Consider the following 16,255-nt stretch of genomic DNA (forward strand, 5'->3'; position numbering starts at 1 on the left):
AAACTCATATTTTATATTTTATGCTAATTGATAACCATTCTTCTGATAAAAAAGTTTATAGTTGGATTGAAAAATATATTGCAGAAGGTGACTTCTCATTAGTGACAGGTTATTTCACTATCGGTGCACTTGTTTTCTTTTCTAATTTGGCACAGAAAAAGATAAATAACTATCGTTTTATTTTAGGAGATATAACACAGCGTGATTCTGGTATAGTTAAATCATTAGATTTACTGAATGCTGATTTAAGTATAGAAAAGGCACTATCTCTAAAAAAGATTGCTTTGAATGCTGTTGAATTTTTGAAACTTGACGAAGTTTCTGTTAGAACTTTAGAACCTAATTTCTGCCACGCAAAATTGTATTTATTTAATAGTAAAGACAATGATCCTAAAAATCACTTTTATATTACAGGTAGTTCTAATCTTACAGAAGCGGGGATTGGTCTTAAAGAATCACATAACATTGAACTTAATGTTGCAGACTTTGGAGGGAGTTCCCAGTATAAAGATCTTCAGGACTGGTTTGAAAATTTATGGAATCATGAAAAGGCATTTAATGAAAAAATCATTGTTGATGATAAAGGAACAGAAAGGACAGTCAAATTTAAGCAATATCTCATTGATGAAATTAGTAAATTGTTCCAAGATTATTTACCTAAAGATATCTATTATAAAATACTGTTCGAATTATTCTCACAGGACATATTTATTGATATAGATAATCCAGATTTTGCAAAAAAAATTGGAAGATTAGAAAATTCTGAAATATATAATGCTCTATATGAATTTCAAAAGAAAGGGGTGATAAGTCTTATAAAGAGAATTGAAAAATATGATGGAGCAATACTGGCTGACGCTGTAGGTTTAGGTAAAACTTGGTCAGCTTTGGCGGTAATGAAGTATTTTCAAAATCAAGGCCGAGACATCGTAATGTTTTGTCCCAAAAAATTGGAGCAAAACTGGCTGAAATTCAGAAAAGGGCAAGATTCACGCTTTGAAAAAGATGGTCTTGAATATGCGATAAGATATCATACAGATTTGGTAGAATCTTTAATGTCGAAAAATGAGTATGTAAAAGAAAGAGCAGATTTCAACTTTACAAATAAAAAACCAAAGCTTTTTGTTATTGACGAAAGTCACAACCTCAGAAATGATAAATCTAGCAGATTTAATTACTTACTGGAAAAAATAATTCAAGAAAATGAAGATGTTAAAATTCTTCTATTGTCTGCTACGCCTATCAATAATTCATTTAAAGATGTAAGAAATCAAATAAAATTGATTACTGCAGGTAATGATGAGGCATACGATGAAAAATTGGATATTAAGAATCTCTATAATTTATTTATAAATACCTCAAAACATTTTAATGAATGGCAATCTAAAATGGGCAGTCCAATTTCTGATTTAGTGAAAAACCTTGATGATTCTTTTTTTAGATTAACTGATGCTTTGATTGTTGCTAGAACTCGTAAAATGATTGTAGGTCAGCAAGAGGGCCTAGTATTTCCTATAAAGCAAAAACCTATAAATAAATATATCACTCCTAAGGTGATGGAAAATATTGATACATTAGATGAATTGATAAGTTTATTTCCTCCTTCTTTATCAGGCTACCAACCAAAATATTATACGCTTACCAAGAAAGAAAAAGAGATTAGAACAAAACAAATAATTGCAGGCACTTATGATAGAGATGTTCTCGAAGATGATATTCAGAGAGATTTTTTCCTTGTCAAAATGATATATATATTATTATTAAAACGGTTAGAATCTTCATGGTACTCTTTTGAATCTACTGCAAAGAAAATTTTAGACCATCATAACAATGCATTGAACAAAGTACTGAGGTACAAAGATTCTAAAAGCAAAACTGAATCAGATGATTTTTCTTTAGAGGATTTCGAAGATTTCGAAGATTTCGAAGATTTAACACTTGGTAAAAGAGAAATTAAAATTGATGACATTGCTAAATCTGGCAATCTGGATGTTTTTGAAAAAGCACTTAATAAAGACATCCGCAAACTAGAAAAACTAATTTTTGGAATGAATGAGTTTTCTGAAACGATAAAAGCAGAAACTGAAAAACAGAATAACCTTAGTAGTGCAGACACTAAATTACAGGAGTTGATTAAAGTGATCAATGAGAAAAGAGAAGCTGGTAATAATTCTAAAAATCAAAAAATTCTAATTTTTACAACCTATACAGATACAGCTGAATATCTGTTTAATCAGTTGATGGCTCGTGGGTTTACAAAAATAGCGATGGTCAGTGGGGCAGGTGCTAGAACAGATGATAATCTAGAGTTGCAAAAGCATTTCGAACCTGTTTTAGAACGTTTTGCTCCATATACCAAACTCTTTGTAGAAAAGAAATGGGAAAATTTTCATTCTGAATCCAAAAGTCACAATAAAAAATATAAAGATTGGAAAAAATGGGTTTCAGAAATAGATCCAAAAGTTACAGCAAAACTAAATAACCCAATCGATATATTAATAGCTACAGACACTTTAAGTGAAGGGCAAAATCTTCAGGACTGTGATATGGTAATCAATTATGACATTCACTGGAATCCTGTTAGAACTATACAACGTGTTGGTCGTGTGGACCGTCTTGGTTCACCCAACAATGAGGTTTTCACTGTAAATTTCTGGCCAGCAGATAATATCAATGAATACTTGAATCTTCAGGGGAGAATTGAAAGAAGAATGGCAGCCATGAAAATTATTGGTTCCGAAGATATTAAAGATTTTACAGAACATTATTCAGACATTGCCACAGATCCAGAATTGGATAACAAACATACAGATAGAATGCTCGAACAAATGCAGAATAGTATTGATGAACTAGATGCTGAAAAGTCATTCGGTTTTGATGATCTTTCGCTGGAAACTTTTAGACAGGATTTAGCCGTAGAGTTAAATGAAAGAAGGCAGTATTATGAAAACCTTCCAAATGCCATTTTTTCTGGTGTAAAACATACGAAATCAAAGAATGTCGATAGTGGTAAAGGACTCATTGCATTATTAGGATCACCACCAAAGAAGCCACACGAAAAGAAAAATTATCAAACAATGCGTCTGGTATACCTTAATAATAATGGTGAAGAAATTCTTTTGAATGATAAAGATATTTTGCAATACCTTAATGAAGTAAAAGAGCAGGAGCGTTTTGGTTGTGAAAAACTAGATGTAGGAGAAACTGCTGAAGTAAATAAATATTCAAACGCAATAGAAAAATGGTTTATATCACAGCAGAAAGAAATTTCACAAGATAAAAATGGTAATGAGATTGTTACAGCAGGGAAAGAAAGTATTTCCTTTTTGAATAACTTCATGAAAGGTAAAAATAAAGAAATAAAAGAAGCCAAAAAAGGAGAGAAAATTTCTAAAAAATACAACAAAGAGAATTGGGATTTAATCGCTTGGATAACAATTAATTAAACTAATAACAATGAACTTAGATTATTTTAATACTAAAACTCTTTTTGAAGCAGGAACAAAATTTTTTGAAGACTTAAATATTCCAATCAACACATTTGAAGATTCAGCATTTAAACCTGAAGATGTACTCCATGAAAAGTACAACCCAAAGAATCTGTCACATCAACTTATTGAAAAAATTTACGTTTTGGGTATTGTTGATGATTCAGCATTTAAAGGTAAAACCAATTTTGATTCATATACTGAAGTACAAAAACTAGGTGGTGATTATTCAGGTCTTGTGATATTAGCAGTTGAATTGAAAACTCATAATCCTTTAAGATCTCAGCTGTCAGAGATTACAAGGGTTTTAAACCGTTCTTTTATAGCAACGCCTGTTACAGTTATTTATAAATATGGGAATTGTATAGCTCTTGCCAATAGTGAAAGAATACCTTATGCAGTTAGATTTAAAGAAGGTGAAAAAGTAGGTAAAGTAATTCTCTTGAGAGACATTAATCTTTTAAATGTTCATTCTGGTCATTTACGAATTTTAAAAAACCTTGAAATAGAAAGAAGTGGTAAAAATTCTGTAATTGATTTCAAATCACTTTATAAATATTGGCAAGATGTTTTAAGTGTCTCTATCTTAAATAAAGTTTTTTATAAAGAATTATCAAATTGGTATTTCTGGGCAATTAACGAAGTTAGATTTCCTAATGAGCCTAACCAATTAGAACTTGGGGTAGATAATAAGAAGTTTGATGAAGTTTTGAAAGAACACAGAGGGAAAAATGTAATTCGGCTATTGACACGTTTGTTATTTATTTGGTTTATCAAAGAAAAAGGATTAATTCCAGAAGAAATATTTGATGAAAAAGAAATAGCAAAACACTTTATTGATGGATTTACTCCAGAAAAACCAAAAGGAATGTTCGCTAATGGTAAATACAGCAGTAAATACTACAGAGCGATTTTGCAGAATCTTTTTTTTGCAACCTTGAACCAGCCTCGTGGTGAACGCCAATTCAGAACAGATGGTAAGCATATGAATGCCACGCAATTAATGCGATACAAATCTTATTTAAAGGAACCCGATTATTTCATAGAATTAATGGAAGGTAAAGTTCCTTTTATGAATGGAGGCCTTTTTGAATGTTTAGATAAACCACACCCTACATTAAAAAGTTCACACGGTGGAGATAAAATAATATATGTAGACGGTTTTTCAGATAGAGAAGATAATGATTTGATAGTTCCAGATTTCTTATTCTTTGATACCGACGAAGAGTTAGATTTAAGTAAGGAATATGGGAATGCTAAATCTAAAAAAGAAAAAACACGTGGATTATTTAATATTTTAAAATCATATAAATTTACGATAACAGAAAATACTCCAATTGATGAAGAGGTTGCACTAGACCCAGAATTACTTGGGAAAGTTTTTGAAAACCTATTGGCTTCTTACAATCCTGAAACTAAAACTACAGCTCGAAAGCAAACAGGTTCTTTCTATACACCACGTGAAATTGTAAATTATATGGTGGAAGAAAGTTTAATTGCTTATTTAAAAAATGAATTATTAAATGAGGAGCCAGGCGTTGTTGAATTGGGGAAAGATCAAATAGCGTTATTTGGTAATGAGACTAAAAAAGGACAATTAACTTTAGAAACTAAAATAGATGAAAGTCCATTTAAAGGAAATGAAGTAGAATTAGAAAAAAAGTTACATCAATTAGTTTCTTTTTCTAATGTAAATCCTTTTGACAATATGCCAGAGGTACAAAAGAAAATTATTAAGGCTTTGGACACCTGTAAAATCCTTGATCCAGCTTGTGGCTCAGGAGCGTATCCAATGGGTATTTTACAAAAAATGGTGCACATTTTACATAAAATAGATCCAAATAATACCGAATGGAAGCAACGTCAAATAGACCGCGTAAATGAAGCAATTGATCGCCTAGAGTATGTAGAAGATGCTGAGACTAAAAACAAGGCAATAAAAGAACTAAAAGCACAAATTGCAGATATTGAAGCTGCTTTTAATAACAATGAACTCGATTATGGGCGTAAACTTTTTTTAATAGAAAATTGTATTTATGGCGTAGATATACAACCTATCGCTACACAAATTTCTAAATTACGTTTCTTTATTTCTTTAGTAGTAGATCAAAAGGTTGACCCAAATAAAGAAAATTTTGGAGTAAGGCCATTGCCTAACTTAGAAACTAAGTTTGTAGCAGCAAATACATTAATTGGTTTGCCAAAGCAAATAATGGGTAGTTTATTTGACAAAAGAGAAGTTAAAAAGTTGGAAGATGAACTCAAAAAAGTACGCCATAAATTATTTAGCGTTAAAACCCCAAGCATTAAAAGAGAATTAAGGGCAAAAGATAAAGAGCTAAGAGAGGAAATGCAATTGGCTTTAGCTGAACAATTAGGAAATGAAACAGCACAACTTTTAGCACAATGGGATCCTTATGATCAAAATACTTCCTCTCCTTTCTTTGATAAAGAATGGATGTTTGATATTTCAGATGGTTTTGATATTGTCATCGGTAATCCTCCATATGGGGTTTCAATCAAGGATAAGTATAGAAAAGATGTTCTTAAACATTTAGGAAAAGTTCCTGATTTTGAGATTTATTATTACTTTATAGAAATATCAAAAAAATTATTAAAAGAAAATGGTGTTAAATCTTTTATAATTCCTAATACTTTTCTTTTCAATGTTTTTGCAAGTGATTATAGAATTAAATTGCTTAATAATTGGGATATAAAAATTATAGATTGTACATCCTTTAAAATTTTTGAAGGGGCTACAGTCTTTAATGCTATAACAATATTTATTAACTCAAAAAATAATGATTATATAGAGTATAAAATAACTAAAAACGTTAATAATTTTGAGGAATTAGTTAACAATCAAAATGAAAGAGTAACAAAAGAAAATATTATTAAAAATAATCAGAATTGGTGTTTAATATTTAAACTTGAAAAAACAGTATTATCCTTGGTCTTAAAAATTAAAGAAAATTGTAAAAAACTTGCAGAATTATGTCCAGAAATCAGTCAGGGTTTAATTGCTTATGATAAATATAAAGGGCAAGATGAATATACGATCAAAAATAGAATTTTTCATTATAATTCGTTTGCGGATAGCAAATTAAAAAAATGGTTATGGGGCAGTGATGTTAATAGGTATATTATAAAATGGAACGAACAGGAATGGTTAGATTATTGTCCACAAATTGCAAATCCAAGAGATCCAAAATACTTTAAAGGAGAAAGATTATTGATTCGAGAAATAACAAATCCTTCTGTTTACTGCGGTTATACAGAAGAAGAGCTTTATCATGATCCAGCTAATATTGTAATATTAAAAAGTGATAAATTCAATATTAAAGTACTAATGGCAATTCTAAATTCTAAACTTACTACTTTTTATCATTTCAACTCTTCACCAAAAGCAACCAAAGGATCGTTTCCAAAAATTTTGGTTGAAGATATTAAAAATTTCCCTTTGCCAAGCATTGATAAAATTGTTGATACTGATATGTCAATAAAAGTTGATCAAATTCTCGAAGGAAAAAAAATCGGAGTAGATACTTCTGAACTAGAACATCAAATTGATGTTATGGTGTATCATCTATATAACCTATCCTATGAAGAGGCTTGTGTGATTGATGAGTCTTTAACTAAGGAAGATTTTAATAAGTATAGCATATAATTAAGTTTTATGTCAAAGTTAAATGAAATTGCTGAGCAAGTTTGGCAGCACCGTAAATTGGAAGTTCAGGACTATGTAACCAATAGAGCTGTTGCATTATACAATGTAATTATTAAAGGTAAAGAAGAAAAATACTGGCTACATAATAGTGAAATATCCCTGCTCTCCGAAGTCTCCTGACTTCGGAGCTTGTAAATAGGCAAATCCTATCAAAACCGCACCCCCTTAGCAATCAATAAATCCACTTGCAGCTTCACAAATTCTTTTGTAGGAGCTTCCAATTTTGCTATTTCATAAGCACTTTTCAAATATTCAAAAACCTCATCATCATAAAGCGCAGAAAGAAAAACATACAAATTTTTCCTATCCCTGTTCTCAAAATAATCCTCATCAAAGTCCACGATGGTATCCGCACTATCTTCCCAACGCTCCTGAAAATAACCATCAAACTCTATTCCTTTCTCCTGGGCAAATCCATGCAATAAATCCATGCAATCATTCAAGTAAGATGATACATTCCGAGGCTCATTCGCCAAATACTCTACAAAAAGTGCATTTATATCATTCATAATAGTTGAAGTTTCATATCACTAATTTACATTTTTAAATTATTCTTATTCCCCAAAATTTTTTTATAAAATAAACTCTACAAATATTAGTTGTACTTTTGTAATATGAAATATAAAGTTTCAATTCAAGAATCCAGTCTTACGGAAGATTTTGATATTTTTATCGAAATATCAGAACCATTTAATGTATCGATAAAAAGAAAATGTAAAGACCAAGAATTATTAGAAATGTATAAGGAAAATCCTCAAGACATAGAAAAAATTTTTGAAAGTGAAATTCAAGACTCAATAAATTCAATTCTTGTACAAATAGCAAAAATCCAAAACAAATTCAACTAGGAATCCTTGATTTCTCTTCCTCACAATGTGAATTTAGCATCTTGTGCTTTTCCGAAATCATTATCTCATTCAGCTGCACAAAAACCGTCTCTAGTCCAAGTATTCCTATAGCCAGTTATTTGTTTGCTTCATTTCGCTAATCTTAACGATGAGGTAAACAATTTTCCTCCCTTTAGGGATGGGGAAAAGAAAATTGTTTCCACCTACGATGACTAAGCTTGCAGTATTAAATAATTCGTTCTTTAAGACATCACTCTTTAATGACATAGGGAACGGAGGTGTAAAAACTCAAAATAAAATTTAAGTAACGTATTTTAATTGTCCTAGGAAACCGCAAGCGTTAAGAAAATGAATAGACTTTTCGTTAAAAAAGTCTGCTGTTTAAGCTCGGCATTCTGTCGAGTGAGTTTCAGAGTTTTTAGAAAAGAATATTCATTTTTAGCTGAGGATTTCCAGACTTGAAACCTAGCGAAGCGGTTCGCCGATTCCTTTGAAAATAATAAAATGATTGAGGCAACTTTTCGTTCTTTTGCATCAAGGCAAACCTAACGAAGTGGTTCGACGACTTTATGGAGTCAAAAGGACATAAAAGACATAGATAAACCAAAACTTTTCCACACCCCCTAATTCATTTTGCTTTATTTTATACCTTTGAAAAATGAAATCCAAAATAGAACTTTTCAAACTCGAAAGCGATGAAAACATTGCTATCTCAGTCCTTCCTGCCAAAGTAAAAGCGGGTGGTTATGGCAGTTTTGAAAGTCCTGCTTTAGACTTCCCCGAAGACACCATAGACCTTTTAAAGCTCTTAATCAAAGACAAAGAAACCACTTTCTTTGCAAAGGTAACAGGAGATTCTCTTATTGGGATTGGGGTATACAATGAAGATATTCTTATCGTTCAGAAAGGACTATTCCCAAGAGAAAATGACATTGTAGTCGTATTCTATCAAGGCGAATTTTATGTAAAAAGGTACAAACCGAAATACAAAGAAAACTCCCTAAAAATTGAAAGCATAAAACTTAAATCCGAGAACCCCAATTACTCAGATATGGACATCAACGAAGATACAGACTTCGAGCTTTGGGGCGTGGCAACTTGGAACCTACACAAACTAAGAAAATAATGTACGGCTTAATCGATGGCAATAACTTCTATGCAAGTTGCGAAAGGGTATTCCGCCCAGACTTGCGAAACAAACCCGTTGTGGTATTATCCAACAACGATGGGTGCGCCATTGCTCGTTCTAATGAAGCCAAAGCCTTGGGAATAAAAATGGGTCAACCATACTTCCAAATCCAACACCTAGAAAAAGAAGCTGGGCTAAATGTTTTCTCTGCCAACTTCGTTTTGTATGGCGACATTTCAAACCGTGTGGTCAATATCTGCCGTAGATATTGCAAAGACATTGAAGTGTACAGCATAGACGAATCCTTCTTAGATTTTCACGGCTATGAACATATAGACCTACAAAAACATTGTCTCGAGCTTAGAGAAAAAGTTCTCAAAGGTTTAGACCTTCCCACCAGTATCGGATTAGCACCCACCAAAACCTTGGCAAAGTTGGCCAATAAAATCGCGAAAAAGTTTCCAGAAAAAACAAACGGCGTGTACAGCATAGACACCCCTCAAAAAATTGAGAAAGCCATCAAATGGTTCCCCCTAGAAGATATTTGGGGCATCGGAAGAAGATACTTCGAAAGATTTTCGGCAAGAGGCATCAAAACCGCTTGGGACTTTACCCAACTCCCAGAAGCTTTCGTCCAAAAAGAAATGGGAATCCTCGGACTAAGAATGCACCGCGAATTACGAGGAATACCACAATACGACCTTACCATTCCAAAACCCAAGAAAGGAATCGCCACCACCAGAACATTCGACAAAAGAACAGACGATTTAGAAACCTTGAAAGAAAGAGTTTCTACCTTCGCCTATAAATGCTCCGAGAAACTAAGAGCTCAAAAATCTTGCTGCAGATACGTGACCGTTTTCATTATGACCGACCGTTTCAAACAGGACTTAAAACAATACAGCAACTCCATCACCATCACCTTAACCAATCCCTCCAATTCAGCGATTGAAATTTCCAAAGCAGCATTACAAGGACTGGAGAGAATCTACCTGCCATTTTTCCAATACAAAAAAGCAGGGGTAATGGTCACAGAATTCGTCCCCGAAACCGAGAGAATGACCTCATTATTTGATGAAGACCTCCACGCCAAACACCGCCCAATCATGCAAGTAATAGACGTGATGAACAAAAGACTAGGAGCAGATAAAGTCAAACTCGGCTCCATGGATGTCCAAAGAACTTGGAAGATGAACCAAAAGAACCTCTCCCCACGCTACACCACAGACCTCCACCAAATCATCAATGTCAAAGCAAAATAACACACTATCAGTTCCCCTCTTCTAGAGAACTGGCATTCCGAGAATCGGAATGACGGGGTGTTTAATTCATGATACTTAAAGTTCCCCTCTTCTAGAGAACTGGCATCCCAACTGTTCAAAAAACGCAATACTTAAAGTTCCCCTCTTTTAGAGGGGTGGCATTCCGAGAATCGGAATGACGGGGTGTCTACTTCCAAAACTTCATAATAATTTTCCTCCCCGGTGGCTGAGCTTGTCGAAGTCAACCTGCCAAAGCCTGGTGGCAGAGCTTGTCGAAGCCCTATCCAAAAAATTAAGGTTTTCCGTAATTACATTTCATTCATTTTGTATAAATTTGTTAGAAACAAATATGTATAAACTCAAAATTACATCCAATCAAATAAAATTACTTGCAAACTAATATCTTATTTAATCAATATAATAGTTTCTAATAGTGTTAAAATATGACTTAGTAGAAATTTTAAAAAGTTAAACAATAATATGAAAAACATAGAATTAAATAGTGAAACATTTTGGGTTAAAATAGTTGATTTTCTTCAACAAAATTGGGCATTAATTGAAATGATAGATGATAAAGTAATTGTTTATTTTATACAAGATGCATCTATGGTTTTTGACAAAATTGAATTTAAAACAATTGAGGACGCAGAAAAAGGACTTCTCAAAAACGGTTTTAAATTATATCTTGATAATAATGAAAATTTTCAAGATTTTATAGTTCCACCAAAAAAACCATATGGTGAATCCCCAAGACCAATTTATTCATCTGGTCAATATTGGAAATTTTGAAAGTAGATGATTGATTTTAAAGAACTTACAAAACCCACATTTAATTAAACCGACAAAATCTGTCGTAAAACATCTATCTTAAAATCTCACATTCCCGATAATCAAAAAATCCCTACTTTTGATTAAACCAAAATCACCATGTGCAACTACGTTAGAATAAAATCCACCCCTAAAGAACTAGAACAAGCCTACCAAGCAGAATACAAAGGAGACGATTACGCCAGAGACGACAAAATCAACGGTTTTGCCAATCCTAAACTACCAGTGATTTTAGACCATGACACAGACCATATCGTTGCAGCGCAGTGGGGTTTCCTCCCAACTTGGGCTAAGGATAGCGAATTCGCTAAGAAAACCCTCAATGCAAGAATGGAAGAAGTACACCAGAAGCCAACCTATAAAAACTACACCAATAACCGTTGCCTTATTTTAGTCAATGCTTTCCACGAATGGAAATGGTTGGACGACAAAGGAAAAAGAAAAGACAACTACCTCATCAAAATCAAAGACCAGGAAATCTTTGCTATTGGTGGACTGTACAACATCTGGGTAAACCCAGCTACAGATGAAGAAATACTTACCTGCACCATAGGAACCACGGAAGCCAACCCATTGATGGCAGAAATCCACAACACCAAACACAGAATGCCAATTCTATTAAACAACCAAATCGAATACCGTTGGTTAGATGATATCCCAGTAGAAGACTTTCTATACCCAAACTACAATCCAGAACTCACAGCTCAAAATCTTACCAATTTAGAAAGCCAGTCATTATTTTAATTTCAATTAAAGTAAATATCAAATAAACATTTGAGCCGAAAATGTAAAGTATTCGGCTCTTTTTGTTTGAATTAGAAAAGAATTTCAAATGTAAATATCACTTTTTTAATCCCAACTGTCACCCCTCCTTTAGGAGGGGCTGGGGGAGGCCAAAAGTCATCGCTTCATTCTAATTAATTCTATTCTGAGAACTTTATTTGAGTGATTTTAAGTATCTGATAAAGTAGCTTCTCAGGAACTTTCATAGAATTACATTGATTAGATTTTTTTGTTCTTTTAGCTTTTCGGTTTCCGCTTTTCTTGTTATTAGTTTTTACCTCATCTCTTTCGGTATTACAAATATGAAGTCATAATTCAACTTTTTCAAGAAAAGTCTGCCGAAATTGATAAAAAACGAGATAATTTCGTTCGTTTTAAGTTCTGAAACAATGTAGTTAATTCTGAGCTCATTTAATCTGATAAAATTTGGATTTTGATATTTGAGCCATCTACATATTTAATCTGTTACAATATCACTATTAGCGAATATAATTAAGATCATTTAATTTTAATAAGTCCTTTTTTTATGATTTCTTCATCATTTTCACTTTGAAAATTATATCCTTCTATTGTTTTACTAAAAAAAATATAATCTTTATTGTCTAAATAAAAAATATTTTTTTTAACATCATCTTCGACCAGAGGCAATGCTAATGATTTTCTTTTATTGTTAATGAATTGAATTTTATCATTTACAATACTATTTCTATTTTCAGGCAAATAACTTTTGGCAATGTAGCAACAGTCGGTGTTACCATTATTTTTTACAAACATTATAATTGGAAAAAATGAGTAATCATTAGTTCCATTATTTAAATCCAATAAAAAACCAGCAATGTCTGGTCTTATTTTGCCAGAATTTAATGCTTTATTAATTTCGATTGAAAAGTTAACTTTCTGGCTACTTATATTATTGCTCGCTAACTGATGCCAGATTATAAAATAAAAATTATGGAAAAATGTTTCATTATCAGAACTTATACCAATATTATATTCGTTTGGAAAACCTTTTTCTTGTATAATTTTATATAAATTATTAGAAGTAATACTATCAGTTCGTGTCAATTCATTTTTATAAATCCCATAATTACCTTTTGAAAGTTTTCTATAGTATTGATCTATATTGTATAATGAGTCTAATTTTTTTTTATAATTATAATCTATTACATTCTTACAGGGTAATAATTTAGAATAATTATTTTTTTTTAAATTTTCGTTAAAAAAAAATTCATCAAAATTTTTACCTAAACATTTTAATGTTTGATAATTATTAAAAGCCAAGGGCATATTATTTGTTTTTAATGCAACTTTCATACTATTGAATAAATCTTTAGCATGGGGGTATTTGAAAACTTTAAATGCTTCAACATATAGTTTATCTGCTTCAATAAGGCTGTCGTTAATTATCTTTTTTTCTGCTTCATTTATCAATTTATAGTATTTAATTAGAGTTTTGTCTTTTAGTTCATAATTTTGAGCATGATATGAAAAAAAAATAAACATAAAAGTAAAAGAAATAATATGTTTCATAATAATAAAAAATAAGAGAATGGTACAAATTCCTTTTACGTTTTCAATGTAAAATAGACATTTATCAATTAATCCTTAAGGAGAATTTCAGCTTATAAACTTAGTAATTTTGTTGAAAATACTACATTCTTCAATTTCAGATGAAATCAGATTTTACTTGTCTTCTTTTTCCAAAATTTGTTCAGATCTTCCGGAATAAACATCCGATGGGGGAGGTCTAAAGTCAGTGAATCATTCTAATTAATTTTATTCTGAGAAATTTAATTTAGTGATTTTACGTATCTGATAAAGTTGCTTCTCAGGAACTTTCATAGAATTACATTGATTAGATTTTTTTGTTCTTTTAGCTTTTCGGTTTCCGCTTTTCTTGTTATTAGTTTTTACCTCATCTCTTTCGGTATTACAAATATGAAATCATTATCTAAGTTTTTCAAGAAAAGCCTGCCGAAATTGATAAAAAACGAGATAAAATAGAGGGGGTATTGGGTGTGTTTTGAAATTTAAAATTCTGGTAATGAAGTAAATAACTGCTGGTATTTTTTGTTTTTAGTGCAATGAATTATTTTTCATCACCTCATCACTTCATCACTTCATCACCATATCACCACATCCACATCCACAACCATTTCAGAAATTCTAATTTTCTTCATTTAAAAGTTTAATGTAATAAGAAGGCAATGTTCCTGTAATCTTTTTAAAAGCATTGGTGAAAGTTTCAGAATTATTGAACCCAATTTCCTCAGAGATAGCAGCTATGGTATACTTTCTCATTTTTTCGTTCGTTTTAAGCTCTGAAACAATGTAGTTTATTCTGAGTTCATTCAAGTATTGAGTGAAATTTTTTCCTTTTAATTCATTGATTAACTTAGACAGATAATCTCTGTTCGTATCAAACTCTTTAGAAAGTGAATCTAATGTGATGTTTTTTCTTAAAAAAGAATGATTTTTTTCGAAAATTTCTATTTTTTGGATGATATTTTGGAATTTAGGATGAGAGGATATATGGTTTTTGTTCTCCTCTTCATCTTTTTTAGGCGCATTGAAGGGTTCATTTTCTGTGGTCAATTTTTTCAAGCAAGTCCTTTGCATGCTTCTCATATCTTTTGATTTTTTTTCTATTTTCAAAGATGATATAGATAAAAAGACCTGAGCAGATGATTAAAAATAAAATGAACCATATATAAATTGAATTTCGGTTATTCAGAGTTTTTATGAGTCCTTCTTTTTCCTTTATCAGCAAAGCAGTATCATACTTTTTGAAAATTTCTTTGGAAAGATTTTTTTGTGTCTTTGCAATAGCGCTGTCTGCATAGATAAGTTGATTAATATATTTTAATTGATTTTTGATATCTCCTTTTTTCTTATAATAATCGATAATAATTTCATATCCATCTCTGCTTACAGGATTGTAATCTTGTATGGCATAAGAGATTGAATCAGATTGAATAAGATAACGGATGGCCTCCTCTTCCAGATGAGATTCATGTTTCACTTTACCAATAAAATAGTATAAAATGGAGAGATTAGAGTAATCTTTATTTTTTCTTAATAATCTTTCAGCAGATTGTAAGTAGCGTAATGACAAAGGCAAGTTTTTTAAATAGTAATTATTAATGCCTTTCAGCATGATGAGGTAATTGTATTGGGAGTAGATTTTGTACTTTTTACATTCCTTTATTCCTAATGCTATAAGTTCATTGCTTTTTCCATATTGCTCACATTTAGCATAAATATTGGCGAGTGAAAAAATAGAACCGATGTATGCTCCTTTATCTTCATGGCGAGTGCCTATTTTAGCTTTCTGATACTCATAGTATTCTTTGAAAAGGGGTAAAGCTTCTTTATATTCTTCAGTTGCAGTTTTCAGTATGCCTATTAGTAATTTTATACGGTAGAAAAATTCTTGATCGTCTTTTGGACTGTATTTTAAAGCTATTGAATATTGATCTAAAGCGTCCTTATACTTCCCCTCATTGTTGTATAAAATCCCTTTAATAATGTATGCATTAGAAGGATAATTTTTATACGTTTTATTTTTTACCAGGGCAATGAGTGAGTCTGCATAGGGATGTCCGTTTTCTCCCTTTAGATTTTTTATTCTGGCAATTTTATAATACCCATCATAGAGCAAATCTTTATTGTTGTCTTTTTTTCCTTTGGAGAGAATTACATTCGCATAGAATTCAGCTTGTTCATTATCTATTTGATATGCATCACGATAAGCATTGTATATATACTGAGTACTTTTATTCTTTAATGAATCGGGTATTTTAAATCCTTTTTTACTTTGAGAGAATAATAAAAAAGGACAGAGAAAAATTAAAATGAAATGAATTCTTTTCATACACGGTTATATCCTACAAAAATAGATATTTTATCAGTATTACAAATTCTTATTCAGTGATTTGAAGAGATAAATACAATGATGTAGTAAGACAAAAATATAGAAATTGATAAATTTCGGTAGGTATATTTTTTTATTTTGCTTAAATCAATTGACTTTTGTCTTACTAATATTAAAAAATGATTTTATATTATAATGCCGATGGCGCGGATTTCTAATCCGTGACTTTCCACAAATCATATTATTTACTTTAATTAAATTTGTTAAGAACTAATAAACAAAAACTCAAATAACGAACTAAAAATTACAATTATTA

Annotated in this window: 12 protein-coding genes; 8 read left to right on the forward strand and 4 right to left on the reverse strand. The window is 31.3% G+C overall.

Translation table 11 applies throughout. The features are described 5' to 3' along the window. Positions 1 to 20: 20 nt before the first annotated feature. Genes KKQ79_RS03445 through KKQ79_RS03455 form a run of 3 tightly spaced genes read left to right on the forward strand, consistent with a single transcriptional unit; the run spans position 21 to position 7,335 of the window. The gene (locus KKQ79_RS03445; protein WP_213188996.1) at positions 21 to 3,446 is read left to right on the forward strand and encodes a helicase-related protein; all 3,426 of its coding nucleotides are present in this window, start codon (positions 21 to 23) and stop codon (positions 3,444 to 3,446) included. 10 nt (positions 3,447 to 3,456) lie between these two features. Next, positions 3,457 to 7,155: an Eco57I restriction-modification methylase domain-containing protein gene (locus tag KKQ79_RS03450; protein WP_213188997.1), complete on the forward strand. Its 3,699-nt coding sequence runs from the start codon at positions 3,457 to 3,459 to the stop codon at positions 7,153 to 7,155. Positions 7,156 to 7,164: 9 nt separating this feature from the next. After that, positions 7,165 to 7,335 (forward strand): hypothetical protein, encoded by a 171-nt coding sequence (locus tag KKQ79_RS03455; RefSeq protein WP_213188998.1) that lies wholly within the window; start codon positions 7,165 to 7,167, stop codon positions 7,333 to 7,335. Positions 7,336 to 7,364: 29 nt separating this feature from the next. Here the strand turns inward: KKQ79_RS03455 and KKQ79_RS03460 are convergent, their stop codons facing one another. Further along, positions 7,365 to 7,724, reverse strand: a complete 360-nt coding sequence (locus KKQ79_RS03460; protein ID WP_213188999.1) for a hypothetical protein — start codon at positions 7,722 to 7,724, stop codon at positions 7,365 to 7,367. A gap of 105 nt (positions 7,725 to 7,829) precedes the next feature. Here KKQ79_RS03460 and KKQ79_RS03465 point away from each other — a divergent pair, with 105 nt between their 5' ends. The 5 genes from KKQ79_RS03465 (at position 7,830) to KKQ79_RS03485 (ending at position 12,026) form a co-directional block, all read left to right on the forward strand. Further along, positions 7,830 to 8,063 carry a hypothetical protein gene (locus KKQ79_RS03465; protein ID WP_213189000.1) on the forward strand — a complete coding sequence of 78 codons (234 nt, stop codon included), beginning with the start codon at positions 7,830 to 7,832 and terminating at the stop codon, positions 8,061 to 8,063. 658 nt (positions 8,064 to 8,721) lie between these two features. Further along, a complete protein-coding gene (locus KKQ79_RS03470; RefSeq protein ID WP_213189001.1) occupies positions 8,722 to 9,189 on the forward strand; it encodes a LexA family protein in 468 nt (155 codons plus the stop codon). Next, on the forward strand, positions 9,162 to 10,454 hold the full coding sequence (locus KKQ79_RS03475) for a Y-family DNA polymerase (protein WP_250131185.1): 1,293 nt from the start codon (positions 9,162 to 9,164) through the stop codon (positions 10,452 to 10,454). Before KKQ79_RS03470 ends, KKQ79_RS03475 begins: the two co-directional genes overlap by 28 nt. Before the next feature lie 480 nt (positions 10,455 to 10,934). Continuing rightward, entirely contained in the window at positions 10,935 to 11,243 is a 309-nt protein-coding gene (locus KKQ79_RS03480) for a hypothetical protein (RefSeq protein ID WP_213189002.1), read from the forward strand. Positions 11,244 to 11,381: 138 nt separating this feature from the next. Next, the gene (locus tag KKQ79_RS03485; RefSeq protein WP_213189003.1) at positions 11,382 to 12,026 is read left to right on the forward strand and encodes an SOS response-associated peptidase; all 645 of its coding nucleotides are present in this window, start codon (positions 11,382 to 11,384) and stop codon (positions 12,024 to 12,026) included. Positions 12,027 to 12,563: 537 nt separating this feature from the next. Here the strand turns inward: KKQ79_RS03485 and KKQ79_RS03490 are convergent. The 3 genes from KKQ79_RS03490 to KKQ79_RS03500 form a co-directional block, all read right to left on the reverse strand. Further along, positions 12,564 to 13,496, reverse strand: coding sequence for a hypothetical protein (locus tag KKQ79_RS03490; RefSeq protein ID WP_213189004.1), 933 nt, complete (start codon positions 13,494 to 13,496; stop codon positions 12,564 to 12,566). Positions 13,497 to 14,231: 735 nt separating this feature from the next. Beyond that, positions 14,232 to 14,669 (reverse strand): helix-turn-helix domain-containing protein, encoded by a 438-nt coding sequence (locus KKQ79_RS03495; RefSeq protein ID WP_213189005.1) that lies wholly within the window; start codon positions 14,667 to 14,669, stop codon positions 14,232 to 14,234. Beyond that, the gene (locus KKQ79_RS03500; protein ID WP_213189006.1) at positions 14,644 to 15,939 is read right to left on the reverse strand and encodes a tetratricopeptide repeat protein; all 1,296 of its coding nucleotides are present in this window, start codon (positions 15,937 to 15,939) and stop codon (positions 14,644 to 14,646) included. The genes KKQ79_RS03495 and KKQ79_RS03500 overlap by 26 nt, the downstream gene beginning before the upstream one ends. Positions 15,940 to 16,255: the final 316 nt, after the last annotated feature.

It is taken from the genome of Cloacibacterium caeni, assembly GCF_907163125.1.
GTDB lineage: Bacteria > Bacteroidota > Bacteroidia > Flavobacteriales > Weeksellaceae > Cloacibacterium > Cloacibacterium caeni_B.